Origin of the sequence: Thiomicrorhabdus sp. ZW0627 (genome assembly GCF_029767005.1) — a bacterium.
In the GTDB taxonomy this organism is placed as follows: Bacteria; Pseudomonadota; Gammaproteobacteria; order Thiomicrospirales; family Thiomicrospiraceae; genus Thiomicrorhabdus.
Genome location: NZ_JARUQR010000001.1, coordinates 948,629 through 968,001 on the forward strand (window position 1 = coordinate 948,629; position 19,373 = coordinate 968,001).

General features: G+C 45.0%; 14 protein-coding genes. 7 read left to right on the forward strand and 7 right to left on the reverse strand.

Annotated features, from left to right (window positions below):
- Nucleotides 1-44: 44 nt before the first annotated feature.
- Together QCB45_RS04580 and rlmJ are read left to right on the forward strand one after the other, a co-directional pair.
- Nucleotides 45-4,463, forward strand: coding sequence for an EAL domain-containing protein (locus QCB45_RS04580; RefSeq protein WP_279419666.1), 4,419 nt, complete (start codon nt 45-47; stop codon nt 4,461-4,463).
- Between the two features lie 70 nt (nt 4,464-4,533).
- On the forward strand, nt 4,534-5,388 hold the full coding sequence (gene rlmJ / locus QCB45_RS04585; protein WP_279419667.1) for a 23S rRNA (adenine(2030)-N(6))-methyltransferase RlmJ: 855 nt from the start codon (nt 4,534-4,536) through the stop codon (nt 5,386-5,388).
- Between the two features lie 15 nt (nt 5,389-5,403).
- On the opposite strand, the gene lptG is transcribed toward rlmJ, so the two are convergent.
- Together lptG and lptF are read right to left on the reverse strand one after the other, a co-directional pair.
- Nucleotides 5,404-6,501 (reverse strand): LPS export ABC transporter permease LptG, encoded by a 1,098-nt coding sequence (gene lptG, locus QCB45_RS04590; protein ID WP_279419668.1) that lies wholly within the window; start codon nt 6,499-6,501, stop codon nt 5,404-5,406.
- A complete protein-coding gene (gene lptF, locus QCB45_RS04595) occupies nt 6,498-7,604 on the reverse strand; it encodes an LPS export ABC transporter permease LptF (RefSeq protein ID WP_279419669.1) in 1,107 nt (368 codons plus the stop codon). The genes lptG and lptF overlap by 4 nt, the downstream gene beginning before the upstream one ends.
- A 157-nt stretch (nt 7,605-7,761) precedes the next feature.
- Here lptF and QCB45_RS04600 point away from each other — a divergent pair, with 157 nt between their 5' ends.
- Together QCB45_RS04600 and QCB45_RS04605 are read left to right on the forward strand one after the other, a co-directional pair.
- Entirely contained in the window at nt 7,762-9,297 is a 1,536-nt protein-coding gene (locus QCB45_RS04600; protein WP_279419670.1) for a leucyl aminopeptidase, read from the forward strand.
- The gene (locus QCB45_RS04605; RefSeq protein WP_279419671.1) at nt 9,281-9,733 is read left to right on the forward strand and encodes a DNA polymerase III subunit chi; all 453 of its coding nucleotides are present in this window, start codon (nt 9,281-9,283) and stop codon (nt 9,731-9,733) included. The genes QCB45_RS04600 and QCB45_RS04605 overlap by 17 nt, the downstream gene beginning before the upstream one ends.
- Nucleotides 9,734-9,837: 104 nt before the next feature.
- Here the strand turns inward: QCB45_RS04605 and QCB45_RS04610 are convergent, their stop codons facing one another.
- A complete protein-coding gene (locus tag QCB45_RS04610; RefSeq protein WP_279419672.1) occupies nt 9,838-10,953 on the reverse strand; it encodes a Wzz/FepE/Etk N-terminal domain-containing protein in 1,116 nt (371 codons plus the stop codon).
- A gap of 233 nt (nt 10,954-11,186) precedes the next feature.
- Here QCB45_RS04610 and QCB45_RS04615 point away from each other — a divergent pair, with 233 nt between their 5' ends.
- Together QCB45_RS04615 and QCB45_RS04620 are read left to right on the forward strand one after the other, a co-directional pair.
- On the forward strand, nt 11,187-12,227 hold the full coding sequence (locus tag QCB45_RS04615) for a type IV pilus twitching motility protein PilT (RefSeq protein ID WP_279419673.1): 1,041 nt from the start codon (nt 11,187-11,189) through the stop codon (nt 12,225-12,227).
- Between the two features lie 41 nt (nt 12,228-12,268).
- On the forward strand, nt 12,269-13,420 hold the full coding sequence (locus QCB45_RS04620; RefSeq protein WP_279419674.1) for a PilT/PilU family type 4a pilus ATPase: 1,152 nt from the start codon (nt 12,269-12,271) through the stop codon (nt 13,418-13,420).
- A gap of 69 nt (nt 13,421-13,489) precedes the next feature.
- Here QCB45_RS04620 and uvrB read toward each other — a convergent pair whose 3' ends face one another.
- On the reverse strand, nt 13,490-15,523 hold the full coding sequence (gene uvrB / locus QCB45_RS04625) for an excinuclease ABC subunit UvrB (protein ID WP_279419675.1): 2,034 nt from the start codon (nt 15,521-15,523) through the stop codon (nt 13,490-13,492).
- A gap of 135 nt (nt 15,524-15,658) precedes the next feature.
- Here uvrB and QCB45_RS04630 point away from each other — a divergent pair, with 135 nt between their 5' ends.
- Nucleotides 15,659-16,843, forward strand: a complete 1,185-nt coding sequence (locus QCB45_RS04630) for a pyridoxal phosphate-dependent aminotransferase (RefSeq protein ID WP_279419676.1) — start codon at nt 15,659-15,661, stop codon at nt 16,841-16,843.
- A gap of 105 nt (nt 16,844-16,948) precedes the next feature.
- Here the strand turns inward: QCB45_RS04630 and QCB45_RS04635 are convergent, their stop codons facing one another.
- From QCB45_RS04635 to QCB45_RS04645, 3 genes are all read right to left on the reverse strand, one after another.
- Nucleotides 16,949-17,929: a DNA ligase gene (locus tag QCB45_RS04635; RefSeq protein ID WP_279419677.1), complete on the reverse strand. Its 981-nt coding sequence runs from the start codon at nt 17,927-17,929 to the stop codon at nt 16,949-16,951.
- A gap of 42 nt (nt 17,930-17,971) precedes the next feature.
- On the reverse strand, nt 17,972-18,226 hold the full coding sequence (locus tag QCB45_RS04640; protein ID WP_279419678.1) for a helix-hairpin-helix domain-containing protein: 255 nt from the start codon (nt 18,224-18,226) through the stop codon (nt 17,972-17,974).
- Nucleotides 18,227-18,344: 118 nt separating this feature from the next.
- Nucleotides 18,345-19,373 (reverse strand): Wzz/FepE/Etk N-terminal domain-containing protein, encoded by a 1,029-nt coding sequence (locus tag QCB45_RS04645; protein ID WP_279419679.1) that lies wholly within the window; start codon nt 19,371-19,373, stop codon nt 18,345-18,347.

A 19,373-nucleotide genomic window follows, 5' to 3' on the forward strand; every position in this document is an offset into this window, starting at 1 on the left:
ATAATAATGTTGGTATTTATTAGATTGAATTCACAAGGCAAAGAATGGCTGCTTCATCCCCTGGTACAACATCGCAAAACAGAGAAAAACCGTCTCGTACCTGGTTGGTATTTTTGTTATTGATTCTAATGGTGCCTTTATTCGCCGTTACCGTCATTACAAATCACGGCCCTAAAATGCAGCAGCAAGCATTAAACAAACTTTCAGCGATTGCCGATTTAAAAGCCAGTCAGATCGAAAACTGGCTTCATGAACAAAACAATATTGCCAAGGTTATCGCATCCAATAAAGTCTTGCTTAACCATACCGAACAACTGCTTAACGGTAATAAAGTAACCGAACAGAAAATGGTGATCGCTGAATTATTCAGCGCGTTACATCAGCTTTATAAATACAACTCCATCATCTTAATATCTCCGTATAAAGAAGTATTGGTTAAAGTGGGAGAACCTCACGAACCTTCCATAGAGAGCCTAAGAGTACAAGATAAAAGTTTAACGCTTAAAACCATCGAACATACAGGCATCCTTATGGACAAAAACCATCCTGCTCATATGGATTATGTCATACCTCTAATCGATGAATCTAAAATTGAAGATCCAGTTATTGCTCTTGTACTTATTCATATCGATCCGAACCAGTTCATTTTTCCGTACCTTCAGCACTGGCCAACGAACAGCGCAAGCGGCGAGACCATTTTAGTTAGAAACAACCAAGGAAAAGTTGAACATTTAACACCACTAAAAAAGCTAACCGCTGAAAGAAAAGCGGATTTAAAGCACCACACCATTACAGACCCCAACCTTCCAGCCGCAATCGCGCTGCAAAACAGAAACTCAGGAACAATGACCGGCAAGGATTATCGTGGCGTTGAGGTACTCGCTGCGTACCATCCTGTTGATGGCACCGACTGGATGCTGATTTCAAAAATGGACTTAAAAGAAGCCACACGATCGCTGCATGACCTAGTCTTTTGGATCAGTCTAATCACCCTGCTTTCCATCGTGATTGTAGGAATCGCTTTCATTATGGTTTTACAGAAACAAAGACAAGCTCAACGCTTGGAGCTATTGGCGGAAAAAAATCAAACCGAACACCTACTCCAACATTTCTACGAACTTCCCTTTATCGGAATGGCCATCCTTGATCCCGACCATGAAAAATGGCTGAGGTTCAATTCACACCTTGCCGAAATGCTGGGATATGAATCCAAGGAGTTGATCATAAAACGTTTTTCGGACATTATTGCTCCTGAAAATCATCTTCTGCTAGAAGAAAAGTTCTCTCTAATCACAGAACAAAACTATGACGGGTTCATTCAAGAAGTTCACCTGAGATGCAAAGATGACTGTCCCCTCCTTGGAGTTATAGATGTCAAATGCATTCGAAATGAAGACGGCAGCGTTCAGTTTTTCCTTGCGACCATTCAAGACATTACAGAGTTCACTAACCTAACCGAACAGAATCTCGCTAATCAAAATCAATTATTAACGTTAATTCACACCATACCCGATTTAGTTTGGCTCAAAGACATCAACGGCGTTTATCTAAACTGCAACCCTAGCTTCGAATCATTCTTTGGCGCTAAAGAACATGAAATCGTCGGCAAAACCGATTATGACTTTGTAGACGAAAAACTAGCGGACTTCTTTAGAGAGCACGACCGCAATGCAATGTACCAAGACAAACCGACAGAAAACGAAGAATGGCTTACGTTTTCAGACACTGGTTACAAGGGGCTCTTCTCAACGGTCAAAACGCCTGTAAAAGATGCTTCCGGTAACGTCATCGGAGTTCTCGGAGTCGCCCGTGACATCACCAAACGTAAAGAAGCGGAACTACAACTTGAAAGATTGACCCTCCTCTACTCCGCAATGAGCCAAATCAACGAAGCGATCGTCCGTTGCAACAACGAAGAAGACCTGTATAACAAAATCTGCGAAGTGGCTGTAAAACACGGCGGCATGAAGATGGCTTGGGTTGGAATAATTGATAAAACTTCTCAAAAAATTCATCCAAAGGCCTATTATGGTGCACACTCCGAATACCTGAAAGAGCTGGAAATTTCAATCGATGAAAACGAACCATCCGGCCAAGGGCCTACAGGCATCGCTTTCCGTGAAAATCGGCCCTATTGGTGCCAGGATTTCCTCAATGATTCACGAACTTCCGCTTGGCATGAAAAAGGCTCTCAGGCTGGCTGGCAATCTTCCGCCGCTATCCCTCTTCACCAAAATAACAAAATCATAGGAACGCTCAACCTCTACTCTGATACGCTCGAAGCATTTGACGAACCCGCACGAGACCTATTAATCGAAATGACGACCGACATCGGTTTTGCTCTAAACAGTTTTGCACATGAAAAAGTCCGTAAAAAAGCCGAAACTGCCAAACAGGAAGCCTTTGATCGCTTGAAAAAATTGGCAGAACGCCTTCCTGGAATGATTTATCAGTATCGGATGACTCCGGATGGTCATGTCAGCTTTCCATTTATTAGCGACGCCCTTTATGATCTCTTCCAAATACACCCGATAGATGTAAAGGAAGATGCCAGTAAAGTTTTCGAAATTGTGCATCCCGACGATAGGCAAGAAGTAATTGATACCATTCAAAAATCCGCAGACACTTTGACCCATTGGCACCATGAATACAGGGTTTTATTCAAAGATGGAACCATAAAATGGTTATCCGCCAACGCCATGCCCGAAAAAGAACCTGATGGTTCAGTTCTATGGCACGGATTCACCTCGGACATCACCGAACACAAAAAAACCGAAGCGCAAATCGAACTGGCATCCAAAGTATTTGAACAGAGTCGCGAAGGCATCATGATTACCGATCCAGATAAGACCATTCTTCTGGTGAATCAGGCATTCACCGAGATTAGCGGGTACAGCGCGAATGAAGTACTCGGAAGAACTCCAGGATTCCTTGCTTCCGGCAAGCATTCTGAGCAATTCTATAAAAACATGTGGGAAACCGTAGATAACCAGGGGCATTGGCAGGGCGAAGTCTGGAACCGCCGAAAAGACGGAGAAGTGTTTCCGGAGTGGCTGACCATTAGCCGAGGACTTGACGAACGTGGCAATACCACCGAATACATCGGCATGTTTACAGACATATCCAAAGTCAAAGAATCCGAAGAAAAAATTCAACATCTGGCGCATTACGACCCTTTGACCAACCTTGCCAACCGACAACTGTTAATGGATCGACTACAACATGCCATCAGTGAATCAAAACGTCACAATACACCTTTGGCATTACTGTTTGTTGATCTGGATCACTTCAAGAACGTCAATGATACGTTAGGCCACCACATAGGGGATGAACTGCTGATCGAAACAGGTAGGCGCATGTCCAAACTTTTACGTGCGGAAGATACCCTGGCCCGCCAGGGCGGTGACGAATTTATTATCGTGCTGCCAGGGACGGGAGAAGACGGCTCCGCTCACGTTGCCGAAAAAATCCTTCACTCCGTTTCAGATCAAATCAAAGTGGAATCCTATGAGCTATTCATCACCCCGTCGATTGGTATTGCAGTCTTCCCGCAAGATGGTGACGACATTCATACACTGCTTAGAAATGCTGACGCAGCCATGTACGAAGCCAAACAAGACGGACGCAACGCCTATCGGTTCTTCACAGAAGAAATGCAAGCACACTCTTCTCGTTTAATGCAGATTGAGAGCGCTTTACGCATGGCGCTCATTAGAAATGAATTTCAACTGCATTACCAGCCGCAAGTCTGTGCCCAAACCGGTCAAATCGTTGGCGCAGAAGCTCTAATCCGCTGGCACCACCCGGAATTGGGTAACATTTCGCCAATGGAATTCATTCCGGTTGCAGAACAAAGCGGACAGATATTAAGCATAGGGCAATGGGTGTTGCGTACTGCACTACAACAACTTAAAACCTGGATTGATCAAGGGTTCCCACCTCTTGTCATGGCCGTCAATCTATCAGCAGTCCAATTCCGCCAAAAAGAATTGCCGGATCAAGTCCTACACATTCTCGCCGAAACCGGTGTTTCACCGAAATATCTGGAACTGGAACTGACAGAAACCGTTGCCATGTCAGATCCGGAAGCCGCCATCGAGATGATCAACAAGCTGAACGCGCACGGTATCAAAATTGCAATCGACGACTTCGGAACCGGTTACTCTTCATTGAACTATCTAAAGCGTTTCAATGCGACCAAACTCAAGATTGACAGTTCCTTTGTGCGTGACCTAACCATCGACGCGGAAGACCGTGCAATCGTCAAGGCCATCATTAGCCTGGCGCAGAACCTGGGATTAATGACGATTGCCGAGGGGGTTGAGACAATTGAACAGTTGGAGTTTTTAAAGCAGGAACAATGCGAAGAGATTCAAGGTTACTATTTCAGCCACCCTTTAACAGCAGATGATTTTCAACAATTCCTGATTGACGACATAGCAAAAAAGAAACTAAAACACTGATTTTCAATCCCGGTTCCATGCAAATCGTTATAATTCACATAACTCCCCTATTCAGCCATTTTGAGGCGTTATGCTAAGCTACCTACACTCTTTTCACGCCGGTAATTTCGCCGATGTACTCAAACACACCATTTTGGTTCATACTCTAAATTACCTGACCGTAAAACCGAAACCGGTCTTTTACCTGGACACGCATTCCGGTCCCGGAGGCTTCAGTCTTGATTCGGATGAAGCGCAAAAAAACTGCGAATACCGAAACGGAATCGGACTTCTATGGGAACAAACAGGCCTGCCGGAATCGGTCAATGACTACGTCGAGTGTGTCAAAGAGTTCCATAGACAACATCAGAGCAATTCAGAAACCTTATCGCATTACCCCGGCTCGCCATGGTTTGCGGCGCATCTTCTTCGTGAATACGACCGTTTGTCGCTTTGTGAACTGCATCCGCGTGAACAGCAAACACTTCTCAGCAACTTCAAACACGATCGCCGTATAAAAATATTCAACAAAGACGGTTTTCAAAGCGCTATCGGCGCAATGCCGCCTAAAGAGCGTCGAGGATTGGTTCTGATCGATCCGCCCTACGAAGTCAAAACCGACTATGATCGCGTGGTGGAGGTACTGATTCAATGCCATAAGCGCTTTGCAACCGGAACCTATGCCATTTGGTATCCAGTGGTCAAACGCAAACAAATCGAAAAGATGTTGGATTCAATCAAAAACAGCGGCATCCGAAATATCCAAGTGTTTGAACTGGGACTGCAAGCGGATACTGAAGAACGAGGCATGACATCAAGCGGTATGATCCTGGTCAACCCACCTTGGACACTCATGCAGGAAATGCAAACGGCACTGCCCTTTCTAGCGGAGAAACTTGCTGGCAAAGCCGGCGTTTACAGCATCCGTCAATTAGTAGAAGAATAAAGCGATTGAATCCGGTTAACGTACCTTCTTTAACCACACCATAGCAATCATCAACATCAATCCGGCTGGTAAAAAAGCTCCTACTACGGCCGGTAATTGATAGACCACACTCAGGTTTCCAAACATCTGATTCGCCAAGTGAAAGCCCATACCGATCAGAATCCCCACAAACACCCTTTGCCCCATGCTCACCTGGCGCTGTGAACCAAAGATCAACGGGAAGACAATTGCAATCATTCCAATGACAACCAAGGGCATGGCCAGCTTACGCCAGAATGCCAATTGGTACTGTTCGGAATCCAGCTCATTTTCCTTCAAAAACGATATATAACCGTACAAGTCAAAAAGACTCATGTACCGAGTCTCTATATTCAAACTCTCCAACACTTCCGGCTGTAAAGGAAAGTCAAACGTTTCCGATTTGATGCGTTGATCCTGCCAATCAAGTAAAGGCAACTTCTCATCGTTCGTTTTTCCAACGGTTTTTAGCTGAATGTCCTGACGAAGAATCCCGGAAAGTACCCAATGCCCTTCGGAATAAGTCGCCTTTTGCGCCTGAAGAAACTGGCTGATCTCACCGGAATCCTGTGTGTAAATCTCAACATGATTCAATTCTGTACTCGAAATCACCTGACCGACATAAATGTAACGATTCAGATCTTTCAACCAAAACCCACTGCCACTACCAACAGAAAAGCCTTTCTGTAAAGCTTCACTACGAACCTTCTTAGAATACGCCTCACTGCCGGGCGCAATAAACTCTCCCATTAACGCCATCACAAGCCACATCAACATTGCAGTCTTTAGAACCGCAAACAAAATCCGTCTTACCGACCACCCTGTGACCCTCAATATCGTCAATTCCGATTGATTCGCCAAAGCACCGAGTCCCATCAGGGAACCGATCAGCAGGGCAACCGGAAAAATCTCATAAGCATAAACCGGCAATTTCAGCAGCGTATAAAGCGTGCCTTTCGCAAGCGTGTATTCCTCGGTCAACTTACCGACTTGAATCATAAATTCGGAGAATCCCAAAATCACCAGCAACACAAACAGAACCAACAAAGTATGGGTAAACACCACCTGACCCAGATAACGCTCTATACGGTTCATAAAGTTTGGCCCCCATGCGGCTTCATATCATTCGTTGCGGTAACGTTCTTTGATTTTTTCTTTCCCGGAAGATACAAAGCGTACCAGAGGAACAATAGCGGAATCGGCCAAAGCCCGATATACAAAGGAATACTTCCGCTGGAAAGGCCATCTCGCGCTGTAACCAGTAATTGGTTGTAAATCACATACAGCACGATCGCAATAAACAACTTGGCAAATCGCCCTTCTCTTGGTCCCGTCTTACTCAAACGCAAGCCGAGCAAGCCAAGAATCAAAACCCCCATCGGCACGACCACACGCCATTGGATCAGTGCCTTATCTTCTAAACGTTCTGAATTCCACAAAACCGAGGTCGGCGCCCAGATGCCTTTGACCTTCTGCTGGGCCGCGGTTTCCAGTTCCGGCAAATACCCTTCAAAACGATCAAAATGCTGAACCGTCAATGTCTCTTTATTAGACTGAAGGCCTTCATAACTTTTGCCCTTCAACAACACCAAAGCCAAACGCTCCTTAATCCACTCAAACTGCCCTTGTGGTGCGGTTAGAATCAGGTCTTTATCCTCGCCTTTATATTGAATCCAAACATCAAGCATGCGACCATCCGCATCAATCTTACGTGCATAAAGCACGCCTTTATTATTCGGAAGTTCATTAAATTTTCCGGAGACCAATCCGGCAAACGGTGCACTGGTTTGCGCCTCTTTGACCAATGACAATTCTTTTTCGTAGCTCAAGGGCGTGATATATAAGGTAATCAACGCGGTTAACAGCGCGACCGGCAGTAAAAACCAGAAAACCATCTTCTGAAAATAGCGGGGAGAGATACCGCAACTGTTCATCACCACCATCTCGTGATCCTGATACAACCTTCCAACTGCTAACATGACACTCAACAACGCCACCAAAGGCAGAATGACTTCCAAAGCGGGAGGAATTTTCAATAGCAGGACTTGGAATACGACAGAAGCGGGTAATTTACCTTCTACCGCCAACGCCAGTAGCTTAGTGGTTTCTGTTCCAAAGGTGATCAGCAACAGTACCGCCAAAACGGCGAAAAAGGTCGCAAACAACTCTTTTAACAAATATCGATCGAGAATTCGCAAAAGCATCCCCTGAAACATTACAATGGTAGAATTAATATAATTTTTCGGCCTTTTTCAGCGGCAATTTCAGCACATTTGAAAACCCAACAGGCCTGTTATAATCCGCATTATACAAAACAAAGTCATTAATAATCTCTAACAAAGGCTTTTTAACAAGATGAAACGTATTTCTTTTAGCTTTGATGCTACCACGACACTGAACTCTTACGACACAATCATCCTACCGGTATTTGCAGACGGCCAATTAGCTGAAGCCTGTACAGAATTGGATAAAGAGTCCAACCTGAGCCAAATGATCGTCCAATTAAATGAGTCTGCAGACTTCACCGGCAAAGCCGCTAAAACATTCATGGTCATGCAGCCATCAGGTTCTGCGCCGAGCCGCATCCTGCTTGTTGGCCTTGGAAAAGCGGAAAGCTTAACCACCAAAACCTATCTTGAAGCCACGAAAGCCGCGGCCGTAGCAATTGAAAACAGCGGTGCACAGAATGTATTGAACGCACTCGCTTTGATTTCCGTTCAAAATTTTGAACAGGCCTGGTCGGTTCGCCAAAACAGCCAGATTTTCCAGCAGAGTTTTTATGATTATGCTCACGAAAGCCGCGGCGAGCATCACCCCAAAGAGCCTAAACTGAACAGCATGGCCTTTCCGTTAACCGAAACCGTTGAATTGGCCAATGCTGCGTCACAAGGTCAAGCCACCGCAGTTGGAATGGGGCTAACCCAAGACCTTGCCAATATGCCAAGCAACTTTTGCACACCTTCGCATCTAGCCGATACAGCGATCGAACTTGGTAAGACCTACGGTTTTGACACCAATATTCTGGATCGTGAACAAATGATCGAAATGGGCATGGGCTCTTTCATGGCTGTGGCTCAAGGAACAATAACCCCTCCTAAGATGATCTGTTTATCTTATAAAGGAGCCGGTGATGAAGCACCGATTGCCTTGGTTGGTAAAGGCGTTACCTTTGATACAGGTGGAATCTCATTGAAACCCGGTGCAGCCATGGACGAAATGAAATACGACATGGGCGGTGCTGCGACCGTACTAGGTGTTTTCAAAGCACTCGGCGAATTAAAACCTAACATCAATGTAGTCGGTGTCATTCCTGCCACCGAAAACATGCCATCCGGAAACGCCATCAAGCCAGGTGACGTCGTCACTTCTCTTTCAGGACAGACCATTGAAATCCTGAATACAGATGCAGAAGGACGCCTGATTCTATGCGATGCATTGACCTACGCACAGCAGACTTATCAACCTGAAAAAATCGTCGACATGGCAACTTTAACCGGGGCCTGTATCATCGCACTTGGAAATCACGTCTCTGGATTGATGGCAAACGACCAGTCGATGGCTGATGCTCTGCTCGCTGCCGGTCAGGAAACCTATGATCGATTCTGGCAGCTTCCGCTAGGAGAAGAATGGGACGAACAGCTCAAATCCAACTTTGCAGACATGGCTAACATCGGCGGTCGCGCCGGTGGAACCATCACAGCAGGACAGTTCTTGGCACGATTCACTAAAGAAGTTAAGTGGGCGCACTTGGACATTGCGGGTACGGCCTGGGTAAGCGGAGATAAAAAAGGTGCAACCGGCCGCCCGGTACCGGCCGTGGTTCAGTACCTGCTAACAGAAACTGAAAACCTTCGCTCGAAGCTGGAAAACAACGATGCAGACAACTACTGAAGGAAATCGTGAAAAGGACGTGCTGTTTTATGTCCTAAACAGCACGGAACCTGAAAAACGCGAGCTCTTTTTAAGCAAGCTTCTGAAGAAAATCCAATCCGAGAAACGTCGCTGTGACGTGCGGTTCAAAAACGAACAGGAGGCGTTACGTTATGATCTGACGCTATGGGATTATCAACCACAAAGCTTCATCGTGCACAGTGTCAGAAACGCTGTGCCAGCCCCCATACAGCTTTATGGTGAGACAATTGAACATCCGTGCAAGGATGTGTTGATTAATCTTCATACTACCTTTTCGGACGATTTTTCCTACTATCAAAGAACCATTGAAATTCTGGATCAAACTGAATATCTAGTGCAAATGGGACGGGAACGTTGGAAAGCTTATAAGACCAGAGGAATTGAACCAACCGTTCATAAAATCGGATTCAATTAGATTTTGCCTGACGTTTATGCATAAAAAACCGGCTTTCAGCCGGTTTTTTATGCATCGGTGAATCATCAATGCAATCTCAAACTCTACGTTGTTTAATTCAATGTTTAAGCTTGAACCTGACGATTTTTTAACCCGCTTCGGATTAACGCAATAAATATTCCGAACATTAATCCAAACACCAGCCCGACCAAGACAATTAGCGTCTTCTTTGGCTTAACGGGTTTGGCTGCTGGTTCAGCTGCCTGGTCAAGCGTTACAACACCAAACTTTGAAGCGTCCAGCTTCAAACCATTCAATTCGGCCAATTCCTGCTGAAGACCTCGCAAATCCTTAATAAACGGATCATCATTCTTGCGCACTTTCAAAGCATCCAACTCGGCTTCCAAAAGTTTATAGCCCAGGTAATAAAGTGGTAGTCCCTGGTTAGCAACCCCCTGAACCCTAACTTGAGGGCCCATAGAAACCGGTTCGGAAAGCTTTAGGTCATGTGCGATACTCGCCGCTTCTTGCAAACGCACAATACGATCCAAACGGCGCTCCTTCTCAATTTGACGCAAACTGAAAATTTGATCATTAATGCGTTGCTTACGAATATTCAGTTCTGATTCAATATCTCTCAAATACTGAGCAATCGTCTTCTCTTCGGCCAACTTTACTATCGCATTCAAAATATCAGCCGTTTTCTCAGGAGACGACTTTAACGATAAATTAACTGAAATTTCCTCTATCGATTCATCTTTTTTCGGCAACTTCAGCTGAAGATCTTGTGAGAATTCTTCAAAAGCCTTATTAAGAAGTGCTGTTTTATCAACTTCGCCATCTTGATCCAGCTTACTTTCATACAGCGAAGCCAAACCGTAATGATTAAATACCTGCTTTAGAACTTCACGAGAATTCAAATACTTAATGAAATCCTCATAAACATCGTCTGGCTGATAAAAGTCTTTTTTCGTCAACAAGTTAAGCGCATTCATCTCCTGCACATCTTCCACAGAAGGCGGCAAAAAATAGGCTTGAGACTGATAGACAGGCGTGGTTAAAAACGCATACATACCTGCTACAAGCGTCACAACACCGGTGATTGCAATGATCAACCAACGCTCTTTTAGCAAATTGTTCCACAATTCAAACAGATCAATTTCATCGGCATCCTGCCTAATCTGACCGCTTCCTTTCATATGATTTAATGAGTTGTCAATCGGTCGTGATACATCATCCATAAACTATTCCCAGTACCTGCTTGGTTATTATTCTTATATCGTTAATACGTCATTTTACTATAAGTGCATACTATTTTAACAGTTATTTGAATTCGCTACGCAGTATAAGGTTTTTATTTTTTATAGGAAATATAAAAACTCTTATAAGATTATTGAATTCTCTTTAATACCATTATTCTCTATAATGAATTTTAATCATACCTATTCAAAACCAGTGTTGAGGAAACAAACCCATGGATGTCACCCAACTATTAGAGTTTAGTGCGCAACAGGGCGCTTCGGATTTACACCTTTCCGCAGGCCTTCCACCTATGATTCGACTGGACGGCGATATCAAGCGCTTAGACACTCCAGACCTTGAACCTGAAGCCATTCATAAAATGATTTACGACATTATGAATGACGATCAACGAAAAAGTTTTGAAGAACACCAAGAACTCGATTTTTCATTTGAACTGACTAATATTGCACGTTTTCGTACAAACGTTTTTATGCAAAACCGAGGTATCGGCGCAGTATTCCGCACAATCCCTAGTGAGATTCTAACACTGGACGACCTTGCCGCCCCTTCGATTTTTAAACAAATCGCTGAAACCCCTCGAGGCATAGTACTGGTCACAGGGCCTACCGGTTCTGGTAAGTCGACCACCCTTGCGGCTATGATCGACTACCTCAACGAACGTAAGAACTCACACATTCTGACCATCGAGGATCCAATCGAATTCGTTCACCAGTCCAAACGCTGCCTGGTTAACCAACGTGAAGTGCATCGTGATACCCACAGTTTCTCAAATGCTCTTAGAGCGGCGTTACGTGAAGACCCCGACATCATCCTAGTCGGTGAGATGCGTGATTTAGAAACTATCCGCCTAGCCCTGACTGCAGCAGAAACCGGACATTTGGTATTCGGTACGCTCCACACCAGCTCGGCCGCAAAAACCATCGACCGAATCATTGATGTCTTTCCTGCTAACGAAAAAGCAATGGTTCGCGCCATGCTTTCCGAGTCTTTAAAAGCGGTTATCTCCCAAACGTTATTGAAACGCGTTGAAAGCGGTCGTATCGCAGCTCATGAAATCATGCTCGGCTCCGCCGCTATCCGAAACCTGATTCGTGAAGACAAGGTCGCGCAGATGTATTCGACCATCCAAACTTCCAATCAATTAGGTATGCAGACATTAGACCAAGACTTAAAACGCCTGGTTTCCGAACATAAGATTACACTGGAAACGGCAAGAGCCAAAGCGGCTAATAAAGAAAGTTTTATGGCTTAAATTCCGCCCCTCGAACATTAGCCTGAAAATAGGAGAAACCTATGTCCAACGAGCTAAAAGAAGAACTGCACAAACTACTCATCCACTTCTCCCAAAACAGGGGGTCGGACTTGTTTATCACGGCAGGCAGTCCCGTAATCATGAAAAAGGATGGGAGTCTACATCATCTCACCGAGGTGAAATTGACGCCGGAAATGACAAAAGAATTTGCCGTCGCGCTGATGAACGAAGATCAAAAGCAGACATTTGAAGAAACTCACGAGTGCAACTTCGCCTACCACATTCCCGGAACGGCGCGTTACCGTGTGAATGTCTTTGTTCAACGAGGGACACCCGGACTGGTTATCCGTTCGGTTCTAACCGACATTCCTCACTTCGACGACTTGGATCTACCACCGATCCTGAAAGATTTGATCCTCACAAAACGCGGCATGATTCTGATCGTAGGGGGAACCGGTTCCGGTAAATCAACCACACTGGCAAGTCTGCTCGATATCCGTAACATGGAGACGGACGGGCATATCATCACGATCGAGGATCCAATCGAATTCGTGCACTCTCACAAAAAGAGCATCGTGACCCAGCGTGAAGTCGGTGTAGACACCGAGAGCTACGATGCGGCCCTGAAAAACACCTTACGACAAGCGCCGGACGTTATCCTGATCGGGGAAATCCGTTCCGACGATACGATGAACCATGCGGTTGCATTTGCAGAAACCGGTCACCTCTGTCTTTCGACACTCCACGCCAACAACACCAACCAGGCGTTGGACCGTATCATCAATTTCTTCCCGCCGATTCAGCGCAACCATGTACTGATGGACCTTTCCTTAAACTTAAAGGCTATGGTTTCTCAGCGTCTGATTCCGAAAATCGGAGGAGGTCGAGTCGCGGCGGTAGAAGTCATGATTAACACCCCGCGTATGCAGGACTTGATATTCAAAGCGGACATCACCGGCATCAAAAAGCTGATGGAAGAGTCCGAAGATCAAAATATGCAGACTTTCGACAAGGCGCTTTTCGATCTTTATGAAGCCGGCAAGATCAGCTATGAAGAAGCTCTGCGAAACGCAGACTCTATGAACAACCTTCGTCTGAAAATCAAACTGGAAAGTAAACTTCCGATTCCTGAAATCGCTAAAAAAGATTTGTTGGATGCGAATTTCAAGGTGCAAGAAGAAACCGAAGAATAATAAGAGCATCACACCATCTCAGCAGGCCTGTTGGGATGGTATGGCTCCGTAACTAAATCCACTTCCAAATTAACGGAGATCGCCCACGCCGACCATAGCCGTTTTCATGGTCTTGATTTGATCTCGAAGCGAAGCTGCTGCTTCAAAATCTAACGCTTTCGCAGCCTTATACATCTCTTTCTCAAGTTTCTTGATCTGCCCTGCCAACTCAGCTGGCTTAAGGTGCTTCAACTCTGGATTATAATTCCCTTCTGATTCAGCCACCTTCTTCTGGGCAGACGGTTTACTCGATTTTCCAGCATATGGAGAATCCTCAAGAATGTCACTGACCTTTTTGTTCAAAGCCTGCGGGGTAATGCCGAGTTTTTCGTTATGCTGAACCTGTTTGGCACGACGGCGTTCAGTCTCGTCAATTGCGGTCTTCATCGATTTAGTGATCTTATCTGCATACAGTATCGCCTTACCGTTAACATTACGAGCAGCTCGACCAATGGTTTGAATCAAAGAACGCTCCGAACGCAGGAACCCTTCCTTATCTGCATCCAAAATCGCGACCAACGCCACCTCCGGGATATCCAAACCTTCTCGAAGCAGGTTAATTCCAACAAGCACATCAAACTCACCTAAGCGCAGATCCCGTATGATCTCGATACGTTCCACCGTATCAATATCGGAATGCAGGTAGCGTACCCGAACCTGATGATCTTCCAAGTATTCGGTCAGGTTCTCCGCCATACGCTTCGTTAGGGTCGTTACCAGAATACGCTGATTCATCTCCACTCTTGGACGAATCTCACCAAGCAAATCATCCACCTGCGTCAAGGCCGGACGCACTTCAATTTCCGGATCCAACAGGCCTGTCGGACGAACCACCTGTTCGACCATATGCGAACAATGTTCCGCCTCATATTTACCTGGTGTAGCCGAGACAAAAATAGCCTGTGGCATCAAACGCTCAAACTCGTCGAACATCAAAGGACGGTTATCCAATGCCGACGGCAATCGGAAGCCGTAACTGACCAAATTCTCTTTTCGGGAGCGGTCGCCTTTATACATACCGCCAATCTGCGGAATCGTGACGTGACTCTCGTCAATGACCAACAAAGCGTTCTTAGGGAAGTAATCCATCAAGGTTGGTGGTGGAAACCCAGCTTCGCGACCGGACAAATAGCGCGAATAGTTTTCGATTCCGGTGCAATATCCCAACTCCAACATCATTTCGATATCCAGTTTGGTTCGCTCTTCCAAACGTTGCGCTTCGACCAGCTTATGCATCGAACGTAACTCTTCCAAACGCTCCTTCAGTTCGACCTTGACCTTCTCTACCGTCTCCATGACCCGTTCACGCGGTGTAACATAATGCGACTTAGGATAAACAGTCACGCGAGTTGGACGTGCTACGACCTCTCCCGTCAAAGGATCAAACCAGGAAATGCTTTCGACTTCATCATCAAACAGTTCGATTCGAACCGCATACTCCTCGGCCTCAGCCGGGAATACATCGATTACATCGCCTCTAACCCGGAAAGTCCCGCGCCAAAGCTCAATATCATTCCGGTTATATTGCATCGAAGTCAGTCTGGCGAGAATATCGCGCTGAGAAATACCGTCTCCCAAACGTACCTGCAAAATCATTTTCAGGTACATTTCCGGATCCCCTAAACCGTAAATGGCTGAAACCGTGGCGATTAGAATGACATCCTCACGCTCCATCAACGCCTTGGTTGCCGAAAGACGTAACTGTTCGATCTGCTCATTGACAGAGGAATCTTTAGCAATGTAAGTATCCGAGGCCGGCACATAGGCTTCCGGCTGATAATAGTCATAGTAGGAAACGAAATATTCCACGGCATTATTAGGGAAAAACCCCTTCATTTCGCCATAGAGCTGTGCCGCCAATGTCTTGTTGTGGGCAAGAATAATTGTAGGACGTTGCACGGTCTGAATCACATTGGCAACAGTGAAGGTTTTACCGGAACCGGTCACCCCCAAAAGCGTCTGGAACGCCTCTCCATCTTCCAAACCTTCAACCAATTCCGCAATTGCGGTCGGCTGATCTCCGGCCGGCTGATACTGAGATACCAATTCAAATGCTTTTGCCACAACAAATCCTTTAAAAAGTTCGCTAAAATCCAGTAGAATGACAGTTTTATGAAATGTCTCTGAGAGACAGATAAAATAAGACCGAAATCCAAATATCTATTATACAAGCTCCACCTATTTCGAGAGAAACATTACATGGCAACCCTATCTAATCGCGTCAATCGAGTACAACCCTCATTAACACTCATCATCACCGCCAAAGCCGCCGAATTGAAACGTGCTGGGAAGGACATCATCAGCTTAGGTGCGGGCGAGCCTGATTTTGACACGCCGGACCACATTAAAGCGGCTGGGATTCGTGCGATTGAAAGCGGTCAGACGCGCTACACAGCCGTTGACGGAACGCCGGAATTGAAAGAGGCAATCATCGCTAAATTCAAACGTGATAACCACATCGAATACCAAGCAAATCAGATCCTGGTTTCATCAGGTGGAAAGCAGAGTTTCTTTAATCTGTGCCAAGCGATCCTCAATGATGGCGACGAAGTCATCATTCCAGCACCTTACTGGGTTTCTTATCCTGACATGGCATTGCTGGCGGGTGGTGAACCGGTTATTGTCGAGGCAGGTATCGAGCAAGGTTTCAAAATCACAGCGGAACAACTGGAACAGGCGATTACTCCAAAAACAAAATTGGTCGTCATCAACAGTCCGTCTAACCCGACCGGAGCCGTTTATTCTGCGAAAGAATTAAAAGCGCTGGGGGACGTATTGATGAAACATCCTGACATCATCGTTGCATCGGACGATATGTACGAACATATTTTGCTTAGTGATATGCCTTTTACGAACATTCTTGAAGTTTGTCCTGACCTGTATGACCGTACCGTCGTATTGAACGGCGTTTCTAAAGCCTATTCGATGACAGGCTGGCGCATCGGTTATGCGGGCGGTCCGGTAGACATCATTGCCGGGATGCGCAAGGTACAGTCTCAAAGCACGTCCAACCCATGCTCGATTTCACAAGCGGCCTCTGTCGAAGCTTTGAACGGTTCACAAGACTGTATTCAAACCATGCTGGTAGAGTTTAAAAAGCGACACGAGTTTGTGGTTGAACGTATCAATCAGATCCCTGGATTCAAATGCATCCACGCCGCTGGTGCTTTTTATGCATTTATGGATGTCTCTGAAGCTATGAAAATAAAAGGCTATGACACTGACACCGATTTCACGGCTGCTATCTTAGAAGATCAGTTGGTCGCTGCCGTTCCGGGTTCCGCGTTTGGTGCGGATAAGCACCTGAGAATTTCATTTGCGACCAGCATGGACAATCTGGTAAACGCTCTAGACAGAATGGATGCGTTCATGCAAGCCAATTAAAAATTCCAGAAATCCGAACAGGCCTGTTTAAAATTAAAAGCCCTGAATTTTCAGGGCTTTTTCATATGGAACGAACATAAACTAAAAAACACCAACTTTCCTTTCTCATTCGGTTTGTTGATTTAATTCTCTGTTTTCGCTTTTATTCCAGTCCTTTCTAACTCGCCAAAATACCGGGAACCTTGGCAAGCCACGCTTAGTCATACCGCTGTGTTGAAAGGTTACAACCGTACCAACTACAGGCGGATTTTTTCGTTGCGCATCACTTAAACCACTTCCAATCCGAATGGTACGATCCTCCACCGTGCGCAATGCCTTAAACTGCCCATCCAATAACCTACAAAGTACCGAGCCGACCTGCCCCTGATACTTCCCTTTTCCTTCTGTATAGCCAGTTATAAGACACTCTGCATCATCTTTAGACTTCACCTTCAGTGCAGAATCAGACCGTCCGGCCTCATACCGCATATCCGGGTTTCGTAACACAATCCCTTCACCACCAACAACAAGTACAGCCTTCAAACGTTTATCAACCTCAAACTCAGAGTCCACTCTTACTTGGGGAATAATTTGAATATAAGTGGAAGGAAATTCATTAAGAAAGTCTTTCAATACCTGCAAACGTTCAAGTAAGCCTCCTTTCTGGTTCGGCACCTCGAAAATTTGATAGGTTAATTTTCTCCATCCTTCATGCGGCTCTTTCCGCCTAACAATGGAAACGGTCTCTTCAAAACGAGACCGACCCAGCCAAAGTTCGCCGTCCAACTCGAAAGGCGGAAATTTCTTCGTGAACCATTCCGGAGACTGGAAAACATTCCCCTGACGACTTATCAAATGATGTCCATCCCAATAGGCCCTAACACCATCCAGCTTTTCACTCACCAACCACCCATCAACATTTCTACCTTTTTCATATCTTTTCAAAAGCAACAAACTAGGCGCATGAGAGGTGGAAAGCTCAAGCAAATCAGTTTTTTCAGATGCATAAACAGATTCAACTGCTAACTGCCAAAAACAAAAAAGGCCCGGTAAAATTACCAGGCCTCTAAATTGATGCATCAAACATCTTAATTCTGAAAGTTTCATTTGGACCGCTTAACGCTAAATTTAAGACAGGATTAAATCGAGTTATTTAAAGCGCAAGTCGTCTTTAATCTTTTCAAGGGTTCCCTGCCCAATTCCTTTCACATTCAACAAATCTTCCGGCTTGGAACATTTTTGCTCTTTACAGTAGCTTGAGATAGCCATAGCTTTTGCAGGCCCAACGCCCTTCAATGCAGCAGCGATTTCTTCTACAGAAGCCGAATTAACATTAACCGGGCTAGCCATTACTATACCGGAAAACAGCAAACCACCCATCAAAGCCAAAACTTTTACATTCATAATAGCACCCTCACTTATTCATTCAATTCACACAATTAAGTAAAATTGCGTAAACTAATTTTAACGAAGTCGCGTTAAAGATGCAAAAAACAGAATTATATGAAACCAATAATAAAACTTATGACTCTAATTTTTCAGTCGCGTTGCAAGTATTTCTCTTCCAATTTCTAAAAAATACGATAAAAGAAGATATTATTAAACCTAAAAAGAACGCAGCCGCTATAATCAACCCTCGTTTAGGCTTAGACTTTTCCTCGGGAACGACTGCCGGATCAATCACTTTAAATACATATTCGGTGTTTGTCTTGGCCAAAGTAATATTTTTTACATGCTCCTCAATCAATCCAAACAATATCTCACGTAACTCCAATAAATTAGTCTGCTTTATCTGTTCTTTTAGATACCTGATAGTTCTTTCGGAATTCTCAATCATTTCATTCCGTAAACGGTCATTAAGGTCATCGACAAGCCTATTTGCCCAGTTTCTTACGTCAACAGGAGAGTACCACTGAATAGACAACGTGATAGCACCAGATTCTTTATCCTGAGAAACCGTCATAATCCGCCCCTTAAAGACCTCAAAAGCTTCCCACATTGACGGTTCACCAGACTCAAGAGACTCCTGACCATCGTAACTCAATGCCTGCCCCTTAGGCATGCCCATATAGTCTCTTAATCGCTCAGTCACTCCCGGGGCTTCAACCTTCCATGAAGACGTTTTTTCATCCCATCTTTCAGGAAACAGAGCAGGTTTTAACTGCAGACGACCAATGAAATCATTAATAAACTTTCTCGACTTTAAAACACCAAGGGCCTGACTTGTTCGGTCATCGCCTGAATCCGGCAAACTGATTCCGGCCATGCTGGCTAGGCCCCCATACTTGGAAGCAAGGTTAGACAATCCCCCAGATGAAGCCGAATTAACAGGCACCATAACAACTTGAGCCCGATATTGATTAGGGATTTGAAACGAAATAATCGCTGTAACCAAAGCCACCCCAAAACTAACCAATAAAATAAACCATTTATACTTCCACAGAACTTGGAAGTATTCTGCCAAATCAATTTCATCTTCATTGACTTGCATATGATGATTTCTCATCAGTTGTGTTGCTTCAACATTATGAACATCTCTTGAAGTATTCAT

What these genes read in the sequence shown, in the direction of transcription:
- QCB45_RS04580 (WP_279419666.1), top strand. Translation starts at nt 45, where the DNA reads ATGGCTGCTTCATCCCCTGGTACAACATCGCAAAACAGAGAAAAACCG.
- QCB45_RS04620 (WP_279419674.1), top strand. Translation starts at nt 12,269, where the DNA reads ATGTCCAACGAGCTAAAAGAAGAACTGCACAAACTACTCATCCACTTC.
- lptG (WP_279419668.1), bottom strand. Translation starts at nt 6,501, where the DNA reads ATGAACCGTATAGAGCGTTATCTGGGTCAGGTGGTGTTTACCCATACT.
- QCB45_RS04610 (WP_279419672.1), bottom strand. Translation starts at nt 10,953, where the DNA reads ATGGATGATGTATCACGACCGATTGACAACTCATTAAATCATATGAAA.
- QCB45_RS04615 (WP_279419673.1), top strand. Translation starts at nt 11,187, where the DNA reads ATGGATGTCACCCAACTATTAGAGTTTAGTGCGCAACAGGGCGCTTCG.
- QCB45_RS04630 (WP_279419676.1), top strand. Translation starts at nt 15,659, where the DNA reads ATGGCAACCCTATCTAATCGCGTCAATCGAGTACAACCCTCATTAACA.
- QCB45_RS04640 (WP_279419678.1), bottom strand. Translation starts at nt 18,226, where the DNA reads ATGAATGTAAAAGTTTTGGCTTTGATGGGTGGTTTGCTGTTTTCCGGT.
- QCB45_RS04605 (WP_279419671.1), top strand. Translation starts at nt 9,281, where the DNA reads ATGCAGACAACTACTGAAGGAAATCGTGAAAAGGACGTGCTGTTTTAT.
- QCB45_RS04645 (WP_279419679.1), bottom strand. Translation starts at nt 19,373, where the DNA reads ATGAATACTTCAAGAGATGTTCATAATGTTGAAGCAACACAACTGATG.
- rlmJ (WP_279419667.1), top strand. Translation starts at nt 4,534, where the DNA reads ATGCTAAGCTACCTACACTCTTTTCACGCCGGTAATTTCGCCGATGTA.
- QCB45_RS04635 (WP_279419677.1), bottom strand. Translation starts at nt 17,929, where the DNA reads ATGAAACTTTCAGAATTAAGATGTTTGATGCATCAATTTAGAGGCCTG.
- QCB45_RS04600 (WP_279419670.1), top strand. Translation starts at nt 7,762, where the DNA reads ATGAAACGTATTTCTTTTAGCTTTGATGCTACCACGACACTGAACTCT.